Below are 16,729 nucleotides of genomic sequence, written 5' to 3' on the forward strand. Positions count from 1 at the left end.
TGATTAATGCTATTTGTAACATAAGTGTCATCTCCGCTGCCTAACATGCCGGCAACCACTTTAGATATAGACTGTTTGAAACAGCATTGAGAGGGTATGCAACATTTTCAGCATTCATCAGAGACCTATTATAATCGTGAATTGTCGCTTTTAGATTTTAATCGGCGGGTCTTGGCTCAGGCACTCGATTCAAGTTTACCGTTACTTGAACGCTTGAATTTTCTCATCATTTTTTCACGCAATTTAGATGAATTCTTTGAAATTCGCATTGCGGGGCTAATGAAACAACGAGATTTGAATGCAATTGCACGGACGCCAGATGCCATTCCGACTGAAGTGGTCTTAGATGAACTTTCCCAAGTGATTCATGACACGGTTGCACAGCAATACCAAACCCTCAATCATGCTGTATTGCCTGCACTACAAAGTGAAGGCATTCGTTTTATTCAATTTAAAGATATTTTAGAAAAACATCGGGCGTGGATTAGCCATTATTTTAGTAAAGAAGTTCAACCGGTCTTAACGCCGATTAGCTTAGATCCATCACATCCGTTTCCGCGCTTGGTCAATAAAAGCCTCAACTTCATTGTGAGCCTAGAAGGCAAAGATGCATTTGGTCGTGCCATTGAAATGGCGATTGTGCCTGCACCACGTTCCTTGCCGCGTTTAATTAAAATGCCTGCCGAGGTTGAAGGCAGTACAGAAACACAAATTTTTCTGACGGCCATCATCCAGCAACACATCAATGACCTATTTCCGGGGATGAAAGCAACGGGCTGTTATGCCTTTCGAGTGACACGCAATGCAGATTTGGTTCTGGCTGAAGATGTGGATGACTTGGCTGTGGCCTTAAAAGATGAATTGTCTTCACGCCGATTTGGTCGAGCAGTTCGCTTAGAAATTGAAGATGATTGTCCGCAAAGCATTATTGATTATTTGTTAGATGAATTTGATTTGAGTGAGCAGGAGCTCTATCGCATTGACGGCCCGATCAATTTATCGCGTCTCAGTACCAGTTTTAATCGACCTGAACTGAAATATCCGGTCTATACACCGATTATTCCTAAAGTTTTTCGTAAACAAACCGCGATTTTTGATATATTAAAAACACAAGATGTGTTGTTACATCATCCGTTTGACTCCTTTCAACCGGTCATCAACTTATTACGTGAAGCTGCAAAAGACCCTCAGGTATTAGCCATTAAGCAAACGCTCTATCGTAGTGGGCCAGATTCGGACATCGTACAAGTTTTAGCGGAGGCGGCACGCAACGGCAAGGAAGTAACCGCCGTCATCGAACTTCGGGCGCGGTTTGATGAAGAATCCAATATTACCGTGGCCAATATATTGCAAGAAGCTGGGGCTGTCGTGGTGTATGGCATTGTGGGCTATAAAACCCATGCCAAGATGATTTTGATTGTGCGCCGTGAAAATAATCAGCTGTTACGCTACGCCCATTTGGGAACAGGTAATTACCACGCAGGCAATGCGCGGATGTATACCGATTATGGCCTGATGACGACGCATCCCGATATTTGCGAAGATGTGCATCGCATGTTTCAGGAACTGACAGGCATGGGCAAGATGGCGAAGCTGAAAGCGTTATTGCATGCACCATTTACGCTGCATACTGAATTACTGAAACTGATTGAACAGGAAATTATTGCTGCACAAGCGGGAAAATACGCACGAATTATTGTGAAGGTCAATGCACTCACGGAACCGCAACTGATTACTGCTTTGTATCGTGCATCGCAAGCAGGGGTACGTGTAGATTTAATTATCCGTTCGATTTGTTGTTTGATTCCTCAGGTCAAAGGTATGTCTGAGAATATTCATGTGAGATCTATCGTTGGGCGCTTCTTAGAGCATACTCGAGTGTATTATTTTGAGCATGCAGGCGAAAAACGATTGTACTGTGCCAGTGCCGATTGGATGGGACGTAACTTATTTTCACGGGTCGAAACTTGTTTTCCCATTTTGGAAAGCCGTTTGAAAAAACGCATTATGAAAGATTGTTTACTTAACTATTTGGAAGATAATCAAAATGCATGGGAAATGCAGTCGAATGGGCAATGGGAGAAAGTCGCGGTTGAAGCAGGTACCGAACCGCATAACGCGCAAAAATATTTGATTGCACAGAAAATTTCGACTGTTTAAAACAAAAAATCCCGACTTAAGTCGGGATTTTTGATTTCGCTCAAACCTTTACGAGGCTTTTGACTGTTTGGATTTTAAAATTTCAGTTCTGAAGTTTTGAGCCAATTCAGCGGCATCACTGTCCATCCCATTGAGCATAAATGCATGACGAGTGAGCACATTGGTCGGATTTGGAAAACTGACCAATTGGAAATGATCTGAAATCTCTTTGAGCAAAGTTGTCGGCACATGAATGGCACTTTCTTTAGCAACCAATTGTTGGACTAAACGTTCAGCCGCTTGCACAGAAGACAATTGCATGGCTTCGACAGAGCTTGAAATCGCGCTACGGGTTTGTAAAACGAAACGTTTTTCTTCACGGTAGCGTTTATATAAAACATCTGAAAGCAATTGGAATACTGAGCTGATCATGGTGAGGCAACGCAGCGCATCTGGAGTGTCAGCGGTCATGCTGATGGTTGCGCCATGTTCATCAAACTTATGTACCGTACTGATGTCAGAACTGTTCAATTTATAATGTTGAACACAGAGTTCTGTGGTTTTATTCAAGAAAATTTGGCAGAGATTAAAATACGGCACAGACACGGTTTTGTTGACGCTATCGAGCAGCTGTTTCGGATCATAAAATTGAATATTTAATGCCAAGCTGTTGCTGTCGAGAACCACTGGTTTCATGTCTTTATGCTGTTTTGCTTTGGCTTGCGCATTTTGCTGCGCTTGAGCAATCGCCACAGCGGCATTATGTTTTTCTTGTTCTAAAGCCTGCGCTAGCGTTTGAATTTCGTGTTTTAGACGTGATTCATTGTTGATTCGCGCTAAATATTCAGTACGACTTGGACGTGCAATAGCGCGATACGCCAACCACAACAAGCCATGTAAGAATAATGAAAATAGAATCGCGGCCCATTGCGTACGTAAGATTTCACCAATACTTGGTTTAATTAAAGTGATTTCAACCGTTCCGACTTTCTTTTCGTTTTGCAGCGCATCACGAACAAAGATTTCACCGTCACGGGTTTTGGTCAAACCGCCTGTGGCCAAAACTTGATTATTGGCATTTAAAATGCGGATGGAAGCCACGCTCGGGTTGGTTGCATAGCGGTCAGCAAGTAAGGCTAATGATACGGTATTGGCCGGCTCAAGCTCAGATAGGCTGTCTGTAACCAATTGACTGGTCATCAGTTGTCCCTGACTGGCACGGTTTTCGTTCAGTTGGTGGGTTGTTGCCAATACCAATAAAAAGGTATGCAAAGCAAAACAAACTACTAATAGGCTAGCAAATAGCCCTTGTCTAGGCGCATTCAACGTAAACTTCCAAGGCATTTCTATTCAATTTAGATTATGATTCTTACATTAGTTGTAGCTCAGACCCGAGTCAATTCATGCGAGAAATCATTCTTATATCACTTTTAGGACCTGACCAACCTAATCAATTTACACGATTAATGCAGGTTTTGTCCGCACATTCCTTACAGATTTTAGATGTCGGACAAGCAGTCATCCACAATCAGCTGACTTTAGGTATTGTTGTTTCGTCGGAAGACCAGACTGCGACAGCATTAGCCATGAAGGAGATGTTGATTTTAGCACATGATATTGGCTTAACTGTGCGCTTTAAACCAATCTCTACAACTGAATATCAACAATGGGTAAATGAGGGAGGCCGCACACGCTATATCGTTACGGCACTTGCGCCAGAATTACAGGCGTCTCATTTACAGGCAGTTACAAATATTGTGTCGAGCCAAGGCTTCAATATTGAAACTGTGACTCGTTTATCTGGCCGTCCAGAGTTAGATGGATCAAGTGAAGGTCCGCGCCGTGCCTGCGTTCAATTTGGTCTAAAAGGCCAGATGTTGGATGCTACTGCAATGCGTGCAGCATGTTTACGTCTATCTACCGAACTTGGGGTAGATGTTGCTGTTCAAGAGGACAATGCTTACCGTCGTAATCGTCGTTTGGTCTGCTTTGATATGGACTCGACGCTGATTGAGCAAGAAGTAATTGATGAATTGGCAATTGAAGCGGGTGTTGGCGCTCAAGTGGCTGAAATCACTGAACGTGCTATGCAAGGTGAACTTGATTTCCAACAAAGTTTCCGTGCACGTGTGGCACTGCTCAAAGGTATGGATGCTTCGGTATTACCTAAAATTGCAGAACGTCTGACCATTACAGAAGGTGCGGAACGTCTGATTTCAACGCTGAAATCACTGGGATATCGCACAGCTATTTTGTCAGGTGGTTTTCAGTATTTTGCTGAATACTTACAAGCAAAACTGGGTATCGATGAAGTCCATGCCAATGTACTAGACGTCCAAGATGGCGCGGTAACGGGTGAAGTCAAAGGTCATATTGTGGATGGTGCTCGCAAAGCCTTCTTATTGACTCAAATTGCTGAAGAAATGGGCATTTCATTAGAACAAGCCATTGCTGTCGGTGATGGTGCGAATGACTTACCTATGTTGTCATTAGCTGGTTTAGGCGTTGCCTTCCGTGCGAAACCTTTGGTGCGTCAAAATGCCAATCAAGCCATTTCAAGCGTGGGTTTAGATGGTGTTCTTTACCTGCTTGGTGTGCATGATAAAGATTTAAATCGCGCTTAAAACCATTTAATTCATACAAAAAACGCAGCCAAAAGGCTGCGTTTTTTTATGCCAAAAATTCCGCTCATCCGATGAAAGGTAGAAGAAAATTGTCGATAAAAACAACGATTAACAGCATTCGAAAAATTAATTTTTTTAGCCTAAAATCAGCTGTTTTTTTTGTAATGACACTCGAAACGAGATGTCATCATTGTTCTAGAAATTCTTTAAAAAGAAAAAATGTAATGACAAAATAATGTTGCGACAAGGTGTGTCGCATTAACAAAAAACGAGACTTTTTTTATGCAAAAAACTCAGCATAATGCTTGCAAGAGATTGAGATCGACCAAATCTATTTACTGAAGATACAGTAGTGAGACGGCTCAGCATCCTGTAAGACAAGAGATGTCAGTTGTCAAATGACGGAGGTTTTTATGTTAACAGCGAATTTAGCAACAATCGTTGGCCTGAGCTTGGTATCGGCGGCTGTGATTGCTGTTTTCTTCTCGCCTTATCGTCGCTGGTTAAGTTTTATGCTGGCGGGGATGCTGGTGTGGGGACTCATTGAAGTGATTCGATTTGGTACACAAACCATGTTTGAATTATCAGTGACTTATAGTTATTTAACGGCATTAATGGCCGCAATGGTGGTATTCACTTTAGTATTGTTACGTGAAGACCGCCGTGCAGAGCGTGCGATGGCAAAGCGCCAATGTATAGAGCACACGCCTGTATATGATGAAGAACAGCAATGTTCGAGCCGATAAATGCCAGAACAAAATTTCAATGAAAATGCGCCTAAGGGCGCATTTTTTTATGAACGCATTAGTCCGATTTGAGATACAAAGCCTTACTTCTCAAAAGCCAAGTTATGGTAGGATGAAACCAGTCAATTTTCCAACAATTACAATAGGCTTTAAGTCATGAAACTATCATCAATTCCTGTCGTAAAACTACCTTTAGTTGATGTCAGTACGGATCCACTTGATTTACTCGTGGCAGGTTTAGCGCTTCGTATGAAACAGCTTGCACGTACTAGCCCTAAATTCATTGAATTGGTTCATGAACGTCAATTCCGTATTCAAATCGGCACGGATTTAGGTGTTGCACGTCAAATTATTGTAAATAATGGACAGATTGATACTGTTTCAGGCGATGCTGAAAAAGCCGACTTTATTTTGCAATTTGCGGACAGTGAACAGGGCGTAAAAACCCTGATGAAAGGTGAGCCAACTGCATTCATGACGGGTATGCAAAATGGCAGTATTAAAATGGAAGGTGATTTTGGGCTTTTGGTTTGGTTTAACCAAGTGGCGAAGTTAATTCCACCTAAACTTCCAAAACCGGTTAAAGAAAAAATCAAAATCGCACGTGCGTTTATTAAAGAAAAAACCGGTAAATAATTTTAATTTTCGTTGAAAATTAACGTTTTTTTGGTAAAAATTAATTACATCGGGTTTAATTGCCGCATCATTAACAATGACAGGTTGTGCAAGCATTATTTCGGGGTCAACTCAAACTTTAACGTTTAAGTCAGTGCCAGATGAAGCATCGATTTCGATTACAAATAAAGCTGGAGAAAAAGTACATACTGGCATCACACCTGCAACTGTTACTTTAAAACGTGGCACTGGATACTTTAAACCTGCAGCTTATGATGTGACATTTAAAAAAGATGGCTATCAAACAAAGACTGTACAGGTGACAGGAACGGTAAATGGTTGGTATGTCGCTAATATTATTTTTGGCGGACTTATTGGTCTGTTAATTGTTGATCCAGCAACGGGTGCAATGTATACATTGAATCCCGCTGATGTAAATGCTGTTCTAGACGCAAATCAAACAACAACGTCAAAGAAAAATGATCAGTCATTAACAGTCATGCTTGTGAAAGATATCCCTGTGGAAGTAATGCAACGTGCAAAACTGATTACAACCATTTAAGACCGTATTATTCTAGCTTGTGAAAAGCCCTCAAAAGAGGGCTTTTTTAATGCTTCAGTGGTTATTCAACTTCTAAATTAAAGGTCACTGGACCGTCATTGACCAAATGCACTTTCATGTCGGCAGCAAAGATACCTGTTTGTACATGGTCATATTGGCGCTTGGTGTAATCGACCAACTGTTCATACAGTGCTTTGGCATCGCTTGGCGGCATGGCAGGGCCAAAATCAGGGCGCAGGCCTTTTTGCGTTTGTGCCATCAGAGTAAATTGAGACACCAAGAGGATACCGCCGCCAGCTTGACTGACATTCCAGCCCATCTTGCCTTGTTCATCATCAAAAAAACGGTATTTCAAGATCTTATCGATCAGTTTTTTGCCCTTTTCTAAATCGTCAGCTTTACCAAGTCCTAAAAACACTAAAATACCGTGATTGATTTCACCCGTGATCTCACCATCGACCACCACTTTGGCTTCCAAAACACGTTGTAACAAGGCCCGCATAAATTCTTCCGAGTAGAAAATTGAACATAGGGCAGGGATTGTAGCAAAGACAGCATTCTTTCGAAGCGATGTTTAGAAAATTTTGGGCTCAAACATTTGAAAATGAAATGTATATTTTTTATAAATCTAATAATACGATTGAATATATAAAAATAATCTGTTTTATCTATTTATTAAGTATCAGTATCTTTGCGGGGCAGGAAAGGTATTTAACAGAGAGATTAAGACGATGTTTAAGCGTTCTTTATTGGTTGCGATGTTAGCAACAGCAACAGTGGCGACTCAAGCAGCGCCATTAACAAAAGACAATGGTGCACCAGTAGGCGATAACCAAAACTCGATTACTGCGGGTCCAAATGGTTCAGTTCTACTTCAAGACGTACAATTGGTTCAAAAATTACAACGTTTTGGTCGTGAGCGTATTCCTGAGCGTGTGGTACATGCCCGTGGTACAGGTGCGTATGGTGAATTCGTTGCAACTAAAGATTTATCTGATCTCACCATTGCTTCATTGTTCAAAGCAGGTACTAAGACTCCAGTTTTCTTACGTTTCTCGACTGTAATTCACGGTAAACATTCTCCAGAAACTCTACGTGACCCGCACGGTTTCGCGATCAAGTTCTATACGCAAGAAGGCAACTGGGATTTAGTGGGTAACCAAACTCCAGTCTTCTTCATTCGTGATGCAATTAAATTCCCTGACTTCATTCACGCAATGAAGCCAAGCCCAATTGACAACGTTCAAGACGCGAACCGCGTATTTGACTTCTTGTCTAGCCAACCATGGGCAACCAACATGTTGACTTATGTGTATGGTAACCAAGGCGTGCCTACCAGCTACCGTGAGCAAGATGGTTTCGGTGTACACGCATTCAAACTGTACAACGACAAAGGCGAATATAAATACGTGAAGTTCAACTTCCGCTCTAAACAAGGCGTGAAAGGTCTGAACGTTAAAGAAGCGATGGAGCTGCAAGGTAAAGACTTCAACCACTTAACCAACGATCTTTACAAAAACATCAACGCGGGCAACTTCCCGAAATGGGATCTTTACATCCAAGTGTTAGATCCTAAAGATTTAAACAGCTTTGATTTTGATCCGCTAGATCCAACTAAAATCTGGCCAACGAACTTAGTTCCAGAAACTAAAGTGGGTACATTGACGCTGAATCGTATGCCGAAAAACTTCTTCCAGGAAACGGAACAAGTGGCATTGGCTCCAGGTAACTTAGTTCCAGGTATCGAGCCTTCAGAAGACCGTCTATTACAAGGTCGTATCTTCTCTTACTCAGATACACAAATGTACCGTTTAGGTGCGAACCACCAACAAATTCCAGTCAACCGTCCATTAGTTGCTGTAAACAACAACAATCAAGATGGTTACATGAATGTTGGTGGCACTTCATCAAATGTGAACTACGAGCCAAGCCGTATTGAGCCAAAACCAGCGACTGCGAAAGCGCGTGCGGTTGAAACGCCGCTTTCTGGAACAGTTCAGCAAAAAGGCGTGAAAGAGCAAAACTTCAAGCAGGCGGGTGAACTTTATCGTTCATACTCTGCGAAAGAGAAAGAAAACTTAATCATGAACTTGGCGGCTGACCTTGGCAACGTGAAAGATTCGGAAACGAAACACATCATGTTGTCTTACTTCTATAAAGCAGATGCAGACTACGGTACACGTATGACTAAAGCAGTAAACGGTAACCTTGCAACTGTAAAAGCTAAAGCAGCACAACTGAAAGACTAATTTCGATCAGTCTGAAGGATTGGTAACTAGGGTCTAGAACGTTACCTCAAAAAAGTCCTATGAAGCTCCATACCTTTCCTGCACCCTAGGGGGAGTTTCATAGGCACTCCTTAAATATTCATTTTTATGAAATGAATTATTTCTAATTCAATTCTACATTCGATTTCTGTTGGAGTTCATCATGAAAGTTATGCAACATTTGACTTTAGCCAGTCTTCTAGCGTTTGGTTCCGCATTCGCAAACGTAGCAATCGCGGAAGATATCTCCCCCGCTAAAGCAACTGCAAGCGATCAGATGACCTCACAACAGGAATTGATCGCAATTTTCTTTGCTGCAGCCAAAACTGGCAATGAAGAAGTCATCAATGAATTTCTTAAGCACAGTTTTCCGGTCGATGTGCGCAATGCTTCGGGTTTTACACCACTGATGATGGCGACCTATTATGGTCATCAAAATATTGTGACTCGTTTGCTGGAACACGGTGCAGACCGCTGCGCACGTGACAATAGAGGCAACACCGCATTGATGGGTGCCATGTTTAAATTAGAATGGGCGATTGCAAAGCAATTACGCCAAGTGGATTGCGATGCAAATGCCAAAAAAACGGGGCGAAAGACTGCAGAACAGTTTGCGCGTGAATTTGGTCAAGAAGAAAAATATCGACAGTTACTCAAAAAATAGTGAGCTTGATCGCGCTCAGCTTCAGCAAAAAAATTGAAAAAAGTCGATGAATCGCGGTGATTTATAAGTTATTCCACTAAATCAATCGGCTTTTTATCAATAAAGTATGCTTTAATGCAAAGAGTTGATAAAAACTGAAAGTCTTTATGTCTCCAATCATCCAATCCTTATTAGACACAGATCTGTATAAATTCACCATGCTTCAGGTGGTGTTACACAAATTTCCGCAAACCCATAGTGTGTATCACTTTCGCTGCCGTAACTTGGACGATACAGCCTATCCACTGGTTGAAATTTTGGATGATTTAAACATGCAGCTCGACATGCTTTGTCAGTTGAAGTTTAAAGAAGATGAATTGCAGTATTTACGCAGTTTACGTTTTATTAAAAGCGATTTTGTTGATTATCTTGAATTATTTCAGCTTAAACGCCGTTTTATTAAAGCGGGTATTGATGATGAAGGTCGACTCGACATTTGGGTAGAAGGCCCAATGGTTCAAGCGATGATGTTTGAAATCTTTGTTTTAGCCATCGTCAATGAATTATATTTCCAACGTATTCGTACACCCGAAGTTTTAGCCGAAGGTGAGCGCCGTTTACAACATAAGGTTGCCTTGCTGAAGCAGTATGAAGCACGGCAAAATCCAAATGATCCACCATTCTTGGTCTCTGATTTTGGCACGCGTCGTCGTTATAGTTATGCATGGCAAAAGCATGTAATTGAAGAATTAAATCAGGCTTCACCGTATATTTTCCGCGGTACAAGTAATGTTCTGATTGCCAAAGACTTGAACATTACTCCAATTGGTACGATGGCGCATGAGTTCCTACAAGCATTCCAAGCGCTTGATGTTCGTCTACGTAACTTCCAGAAGTCTGCGCTAGAAACATGGGTGCAGGAATACCGCGGTGACTTAGGAATAGCCTTAACGGACGTTGTCGGTATGGATGCGTTCCTACGTGACTTCGATTTGTACTTTGCCAAACTATTCGACGGTTTACGTCATGACAGTGGCGACCCGTATGAATGGGGCGATAAAGCCTATGCACATTACAAAAAGCTTAAAATTGACAGTAAAACCAAAATGCTGACTTTCAGTGATGGCTTGAACATTGAAAAAGCTTGGGATTTACACAATTACTTTAAAGACCGTTTCCAAGTGAGTTTTGGTATTGGCACCAACTTGACCAATGATATGGGACAAACTGCGCTGAATATCGTACTGAAACTGGTTGAATGTAATGGTCAATCTGTGGCAAAAATTTCAGATAGTCCGGGTAAAACCATGACGGATAATGATACTTTCTTAGCGTATCTACGTCAGGTGTTTGACATCTCTGAAGTTAGCGCTTAAACACAGCATTAGATAAAACTAAAAAAGCCGAATCAATGATTCGGCTTTTTTATATCTAAAATATTGCTAAAGGAATGCAAAAATTCAGAATAATAGTGAAAATGACTTATGCTAAGATCGAATTTAATCGCACAAAATACAACACGAACAACGATGACAGCATCTACACTGAATTTTGGTCTGCTGATTGAAGCGGAAGAATTGGTTCCACATCTGGGCAATGAAAAACTACGGATCGTCGATTTGAGTCGTCGTTCGGTTTATGACCAATTGCATATTCCACATGCACTGCATGTTCAGCCGAAACTGTTAGTGCGCCAAGAAGAACAAGCGATGGGGCTTTTACCTGACCAAGCCGGTTTAGAACAGCTCATCAGCTATCTGAATATCAGTCCAGAACATCATGTAGTAGTGTATGACGATGAAGGTGGGGCATGGGCAGGCCGACTGATTTGGAACTTGCATTGCCTCGGTTTTGAAAATACCAGTCTCCTCAATGGTGGCATCCATGCTTGGCTTGGGGCAGGCTTACCGACCTCGTCTGAAATTGAGCAATTTGAACCCGTGAGCCCATTGGTAGAAGTAAGTGCGGAGGCGCGTGCTCAGTATCAAACAGATTATGATGAGCTATTGGCTCGTGTGCAGCAGGAGCAGATCCAAGTATGGGACTGCCGTACCGAAGATGAATATACAGGCCTACGTTTGGCTGCGCGACGCGGCGGTCACATTCCGGGGGCACGACATTTCGAATGGAGTACTGCCCTTAACCGGGAAAATCATTTAAAATTGCATCCTTTAGAACGCACACAACAACGCTTAGAACAATTGGGATTCAATTTAAACGAACCTGTGGTGGTATATTGTCAGTCCCATCATCGGTCGGGCCTAGCTTATATACTGGGACGTTTACTCGGTTGGAATATTCGAGCTTATGATGGTGCGTGGAGCGAGTGGGGCAACCGACTCGATAGTCCTGTGATCACCGGAGAGTTGCCGTCTTGAGCCTTACATCTCAGTTAAAAAAACAAATTTTTATTCAAGCTCAGCGTGTTGTTCCACAGCACAAATTATCACGTATCGTCGGTAAATTGGCTGCGAGTGAAAACCCTGTGGTGAAAAATGCTGTGATTACCGCATTTAAAGCACAGTATGGCATCGACATGTCGATTGCTGAGCAAAGCAATGCCCTGAAATTTAAATCATTCAATGAATTTTTCACTCGTTCTTTAAAAGAAGGCGTACGTGTAGTTGATGCAAATGCCAACAGTGTTGTTTCACCCGCAGATGGTGCGATTTCACAACTAGGTAAAATTGAAAATGGTGACGTATTTCAGGCCAAAGGGCAGAAGTTCACCGTTGAAAACCTGATTGCCGATCCACAATTGGCTGAGCCGTTTAAAAATGGGCAGTTTGCTACGGTTTATTTGTCTCCAAAAGACTACCACCGTGTACATATGCCATTTGCAGGAACATTGACAGAAACCCTGTATGTACCGGGTGAATTGTTCTCAGTAAACCAGACCACTGCTGAAAATATTCCGGGTTTATTCGCTCGTAATGAACGCATGGTCTGCTTATTTGATACAGAAGTTGGTCGTATGGCGGTCGTACTGGTGGGTGCAATGATCGTGGCAGGTATTGAAACCGTGGCTACAGGTAAAGTTAAACCGACAGGGCGTTTGGAACTGAATCAACACGATTTATTCTTAGAAAAAGGTGCAGAATTGGGCCGTTTCTATTTAGGTTCAACAGCGGTTGTGTTGTTTGAAGAAAACAAAATGCAATGGGATGCGACCTTTAAAGCCAACTCGACTGTGGTGATGGGCGAAGCTATAGGGCATACCATTTAATGAATTCCCTCTCCTTTTAGGAGAGGGTTAGGGAGAGGTTTTTGAGCTAAGCTGATTTATTCAAAAAAGAATCCCTTCTAACCTCCCTTTATTAAAGGAATGAATAAAAAAAAGCGCCATCAGGCGCTTTTTTTAAATTCAAAATTTAGCGTTTTACGACAATCGAGTCGATACTGCTATGACGTAAAGTTTGTTGTGCAATCACAGCAGCTTCTTGTGAATCATAGGGGCCAGACACGACGCGATACCAAACTTTGCCATTTTCATTACTTTGGATCACATCGGCAGATAAGCCATTTAAAATAATTTCTGCACGACGGGCATCGGCTTGGTCAGGGTCATCATAGCTACGCACTTGCAAAATATAGCTTGCAGGGGCAGGTGTTGTTTCTGTGGCTTCAATACCCGGCTCAGTCGGTGTAGTGGTATCCGTTTCAGGTGCTTCAACGATCACCACGGTTTCTTTGGTATCTGTTTCAGGCACAGCTTGATCTGGAATCGGGGTGACTTGTTGCTGAGGCAACAGATCATAAAAACGGTAATCTTTATTGGTTTCTTCTTGGTAGTGTTCAGAGGTAATTTGACCTTTCGGTTTTACCGGCTCCCATGGTTTCCATAACATCAAGGCCACCAAGAAACTCAACACGATTAAAATGATCACAAGTGTACCTAACCATGCAGGAATCAATGGTTTTTTAGGCTGATTTGGCCGCTCTGATACACCGCGTTGCGTTTTTCCAAACACGAGGAAACCTCTTTAATTGTAATTGTTACGAACCTAGTGGGAACTGACCCAAAACCAAGTTCTGATTATTATATATTACATGACTGTCATGCTGTTTATGTTTAATTTTCACAATTTCAACATCTTCAATTTTTCATAAAAAGATGACTGAATATCCATGAAAATACAGGCTCATAAAGAGCCTGTATAGGCGTCAATGTATATGGTCATACATGGACGGATTCTAACGTATACTAAGAATGGCTTACATTGATTCAGGCGCACTCACACCCAATAATTCAAGACCATTGCGTAAAACTTGCTGTACGTTTACAGACAGTAATAAGCGCGCTTGAGTCAGTTCTGCATCATCACCCAAGACTTTATTTTCGTTGTACCAACCATGGAACAATGCCGCTAATTCTTTCAAGTAGTTACCCACTTGGTGTGGTTCATAGCTGTTTGCTGCACGAACCACAATTTCAGGGTAAGCCGCAAGTTTAGCAAGAACTTCAGTTTCAGCTTCTAACTCAAGTTTAGCTGCAAATTGACGTGCAGCTTCAGCAGAGAATTGAACGTCTGTCGCAGCGGCTTTTTCGAGCATACGGCAGATACGTGCGTGTGCGTATTGGATGTAGTACACCGCATTGTCTTTGCTTTGAGACACAGCAAGGTCTAAGTCGAAGTCAATGTGTTGTTCTGATTTACGCATGACATAGTAGAAACGAGCAGCATCGTTGCCTACTTCTTTACGTAAGTCGCGTAAAGTCACGAATTGACCTGAACGAGATGACATTTGAACCATCTCGCCGCCACGCCATAGGCTCACAAATTGAACCAAAAGCACCGTCAATTTTTTAGAATCATAGCCAAGCGCATCAATCGCTGCTTTCACACGTGCAATATAACCGTGGTGGTCTGAACCCCAAATATCAATGATATCGGTATAGCCGCGTTGTAGTTTATTTAAGTGATAAGCAATGTCGGATGCGAAGTATGTAGTTTGACCATTACGACGTTTCACAACACGGTCTTTTTCATCACCAAAATCAGTTGATTTGAACCAGATGTTGCCATCTTTTTCGTATAAGAAACCACGTTGATCGAGCATTTGTAATGCTTCATCAATTTTTTCAGTCAAGGTTGCTTCGCTGAACCATTGATTGAAAGTCACGCCAAATTCACCGAGGTCATCTTTAATGTCATCAAGAATGGCTTTCAGCGCAGCTTGATGGAACACACGGTAACCCACAGCCAAATGGTTTTGTGAATTATGAATCAAACCATCAATGTGTTTTTCTTTATCGCCTGAAACAACGACTTTATTGCCTTCGCTATCGAGTTCAGCAGCATATTGCACATCTTCAGGAACATCTTTGTAGATGTCGGCAACAGGGCGTACATAAGCATCGCCATCTTTGTCGATAATGCTTTGTGCGATTTCTTTAACGTAGTCGCCTTGGTATGCATTTTTAGGGAAGACCAGTTGTTGACCGGTCAATTCTAAATAACGCAAGTAAGTTGATGTCGCCAAGATATCCATTTGACGGCCAGCATCGTTGACATAGTATTCACGGTCAACTTTGGCACCTGTTGCTTCAAGAAGATTGGCAACGGTCATACCGTAAGCTGCGCCACGACCATGACCAACGTGTAGGCTAGACGTTGGGTTGGCTGAAACGAATTCCACTTGAACACGTTTTTCAGCATTGGCCTGAGTGCGACCGAACTGATCTTTCTGAGCTTGAATTTGGTCTAAGACAGCAAAACGTTGGTCAGCATTTAAAAAGAAGTTAATAAAGCCAGGACCTGCAATTTCTGCTTTGCTGATATCTGCGACTTCTGGAAGATTTGCCAGAATTTTTTCGGCTAAATCACGCGGCTTCATACCTGCAGCTTTAGAGGCAATCATGGCAATGTTTGACGCAAAGTCACCGTGGCTTCGGTCTTTGGTTCGGGTCAAATTGCTAGTATTGTTCCAGTCAGTTGGGAGTACACCTTCAGCTTGAAGGGATTGCACTGCATGATCGAGCGCTGCTTGTATTGCCGTATTCATAATCAGTCGAAAAATAAATGTCGCAGAAAAACGGTAAATATAGCAAATTTCAGACTCTTTAGGTGAACCCATTTGTTGCGAATAAAAAATATTCGATAAAAGTGAAGCATTGCTTATATCGAAGTAAAACGATATAAGTGGTTTAGCGATTCAGGATCACTGCTTGAGTATATGGACATGTCACAACCCACCCCTAAAATTTTTGGCAATGTGCCGAAGTTAGCTGCACGCTGGGCGCTGATTATCGTGCCGTTTATTTTGTCTTGTCTCATGAGCGGCATTATTTCGTTTATTAATATGCTCAGAAATTTAGGGTGGTTTGAGGGATTTCTGACTCTATGGCTGCATAATTGGATGATTTCTTGGGCAATTGCTTTTCCCATTGTACTGATTTTATTGCCATTTGTTCGAAAGTTTACAGGCCTGCTGGTTGATATGTCAGGGCCACAGCCACCTGCAAAATAAGCCTGCATGTAAGTCACAGTTGAGTAAAACGGTGACTTACTGCATTTCGCTTTAAATATTTATAGGCTATCGCGACAACTTACTGCTTTAGAGAGTAATTCGGCTTTGTTGTTTTGGAAGGTATAGAGTTTTGAGGCATTAAACACTTTAATGACTTTGGCCTGAGCGACAGCGGTTTTAAAGCTTTGGAACTTTTGCTGATGGGCTGTCTCAAACGGATTTCCAAAGTTTTTATTGTCGAGCAGAATTTGAATTTGCCCCACATTTGTATCATGTGCTTTTAGGATCTCTTGGCCATCCGCGTTGCTTATACTGAAAGTTGGGCGCTGAGTGCTGATTTTGCAATTCAATTTGAGGCTCAAGGTGAAATTGTCTGCCGATTTATTTTTGAGGGTAGATGTGCCTTGTTGATCATTTTCAATATAGACCCACTGATTTTTCGGCATATTGGTCAGCAGAGTTTCTAACTGTTGTTGGGTACTTTTGCTGATATCGACAGTGCCTTTTTTATCGATTTCAGGGGCTTTTTCTTTACCGAGCATGCCCATCACTTTGTCGCTGACTGTGCTACTGGTTTTGGAAATGGTCTGGCAAGCGCTTAAGCTACTGATGATTAGAATGAATGGTAGTGTATAGATGGCAGGTAAATGCATAGATTTTAT

General features: G+C 42.0%; 16 protein-coding genes. 11 read left to right on the top strand and 5 right to left on the bottom strand.

Going from position 1 to position 16,729, the window contains the following annotated elements:
• Window positions 1-96 precede the first annotated feature (96 nt).
• Window positions 97-2,160: a polyphosphate kinase 1 gene (gene ppk1, locus M5F03_RS11745; protein ID WP_249708408.1), complete on the top strand. Its 2,064-nt coding sequence runs from the start codon at window positions 97-99 to the stop codon at window positions 2,158-2,160.
• A 48-nt stretch (window positions 2,161-2,208) separates the two neighbouring features.
• On the opposite strand, the gene M5F03_RS11750 is transcribed toward ppk1, so the two are convergent.
• Entirely contained in the window at window positions 2,209-3,465 is a 1,257-nt protein-coding gene (locus M5F03_RS11750) for a hypothetical protein (RefSeq protein WP_249708487.1), read from the bottom strand.
• A 77-nt stretch (window positions 3,466-3,542) separates the two neighbouring features.
• On the opposite strand from M5F03_RS11750, the gene serB reads away from it, so the two are divergent.
• From serB to M5F03_RS11770, 4 genes are all read left to right on the top strand, one after another.
• Window positions 3,543-4,763 carry a phosphoserine phosphatase SerB gene (serB, locus tag M5F03_RS11755; protein ID WP_111885109.1) on the top strand — a complete coding sequence of 407 codons (1,221 nt, stop codon included), beginning with the start codon at window positions 3,543-3,545 and terminating at the stop codon, window positions 4,761-4,763.
• 413 nt (window positions 4,764-5,176) lie between these two features.
• Window positions 5,177-5,509 carry an AciT family ciprofloxacin tolerance protein gene (gene aciT, locus M5F03_RS11760; RefSeq protein WP_078190616.1) on the top strand — a complete coding sequence of 111 codons (333 nt, stop codon included), beginning with the start codon at window positions 5,177-5,179 and terminating at the stop codon, window positions 5,507-5,509.
• Window positions 5,510-5,665: 156 nt separating this feature from the next.
• On the top strand, window positions 5,666-6,145 hold the full coding sequence (locus M5F03_RS11765) for an SCP2 sterol-binding domain-containing protein (RefSeq protein WP_249708410.1): 480 nt from the start codon (window positions 5,666-5,668) through the stop codon (window positions 6,143-6,145).
• A gap of 76 nt (window positions 6,146-6,221) precedes the next feature.
• Window positions 6,222-6,686, top strand: coding sequence for a hypothetical protein (locus tag M5F03_RS11770; protein ID WP_249708412.1), 465 nt, complete (start codon window positions 6,222-6,224; stop codon window positions 6,684-6,686).
• Window positions 6,687-6,747: 61 nt separating this feature from the next.
• On the opposite strand, the gene dtd is transcribed toward M5F03_RS11770, so the two are convergent.
• Window positions 6,748-7,188 (bottom strand): D-aminoacyl-tRNA deacylase, encoded by a 441-nt coding sequence (gene dtd, locus M5F03_RS11775; protein ID WP_180036027.1) that lies wholly within the window; start codon window positions 7,186-7,188, stop codon window positions 6,748-6,750.
• Between the two features lie 229 nt (window positions 7,189-7,417).
• On the opposite strand from dtd, the gene M5F03_RS11780 reads away from it, so the two are divergent.
• The 5 genes from M5F03_RS11780 to asd all read left to right on the top strand — a co-directional run bounded on the left by M5F03_RS11780 (window position 7,418) and on the right by asd (window position 12,822).
• Window positions 7,418-8,935, top strand: coding sequence for a catalase (locus M5F03_RS11780; RefSeq protein WP_180121105.1), 1,518 nt, complete (start codon window positions 7,418-7,420; stop codon window positions 8,933-8,935).
• A 181-nt stretch (window positions 8,936-9,116) separates the two neighbouring features.
• On the top strand, window positions 9,117-9,617 hold the full coding sequence (locus tag M5F03_RS11785) for an ankyrin repeat domain-containing protein (RefSeq protein ID WP_249708413.1): 501 nt from the start codon (window positions 9,117-9,119) through the stop codon (window positions 9,615-9,617).
• Between the two features lie 146 nt (window positions 9,618-9,763).
• A complete protein-coding gene (pncB, locus tag M5F03_RS11790; RefSeq protein WP_180036025.1) occupies window positions 9,764-10,972 on the top strand; it encodes a nicotinate phosphoribosyltransferase in 1,209 nt (402 codons plus the stop codon).
• 153 nt (window positions 10,973-11,125) lie between these two features.
• Window positions 11,126-11,974 carry a sulfurtransferase gene (locus M5F03_RS11795; protein WP_180008663.1) on the top strand — a complete coding sequence of 283 codons (849 nt, stop codon included), beginning with the start codon at window positions 11,126-11,128 and terminating at the stop codon, window positions 11,972-11,974.
• Window positions 11,971-12,822: an archaetidylserine decarboxylase gene (gene asd, locus M5F03_RS11800; RefSeq protein WP_180022320.1), complete on the top strand. Its 852-nt coding sequence runs from the start codon at window positions 11,971-11,973 to the stop codon at window positions 12,820-12,822. The genes M5F03_RS11795 and asd overlap by 4 nt, the downstream gene beginning before the upstream one ends.
• A gap of 145 nt (window positions 12,823-12,967) precedes the next feature.
• On the opposite strand, the gene M5F03_RS11805 is transcribed toward asd, so the two are convergent.
• Window positions 12,968-13,567 (bottom strand): SPOR domain-containing protein, encoded by a 600-nt coding sequence (locus M5F03_RS11805; protein ID WP_078193250.1) that lies wholly within the window; start codon window positions 13,565-13,567, stop codon window positions 12,968-12,970.
• Window positions 13,568-13,811: 244 nt separating this feature from the next.
• Entirely contained in the window at window positions 13,812-15,602 is a 1,791-nt protein-coding gene (argS, locus tag M5F03_RS11810; RefSeq protein ID WP_180092675.1) for an arginine--tRNA ligase, read from the bottom strand.
• A gap of 177 nt (window positions 15,603-15,779) precedes the next feature.
• Here argS and M5F03_RS11815 point away from each other — a divergent pair, with 177 nt between their 5' ends.
• Entirely contained in the window at window positions 15,780-16,067 is a 288-nt protein-coding gene (locus M5F03_RS11815; RefSeq protein ID WP_372491143.1) for a DUF2798 domain-containing protein, read from the top strand.
• A gap of 59 nt (window positions 16,068-16,126) precedes the next feature.
• Here M5F03_RS11815 and M5F03_RS11820 read toward each other — a convergent pair whose 3' ends face one another.
• Entirely contained in the window at window positions 16,127-16,720 is a 594-nt protein-coding gene (locus M5F03_RS11820; RefSeq protein ID WP_111885114.1) for a YfjT/YkfB family phage-associated protein, read from the bottom strand.
• Window positions 16,721-16,729: the final 9 nt, after the last annotated feature.

The sequence above is a fragment of the Acinetobacter amyesii genome, from assembly GCF_023499985.1.
Lineage (GTDB): Bacteria > Pseudomonadota > Gammaproteobacteria > Pseudomonadales > Moraxellaceae > Acinetobacter > Acinetobacter amyesii.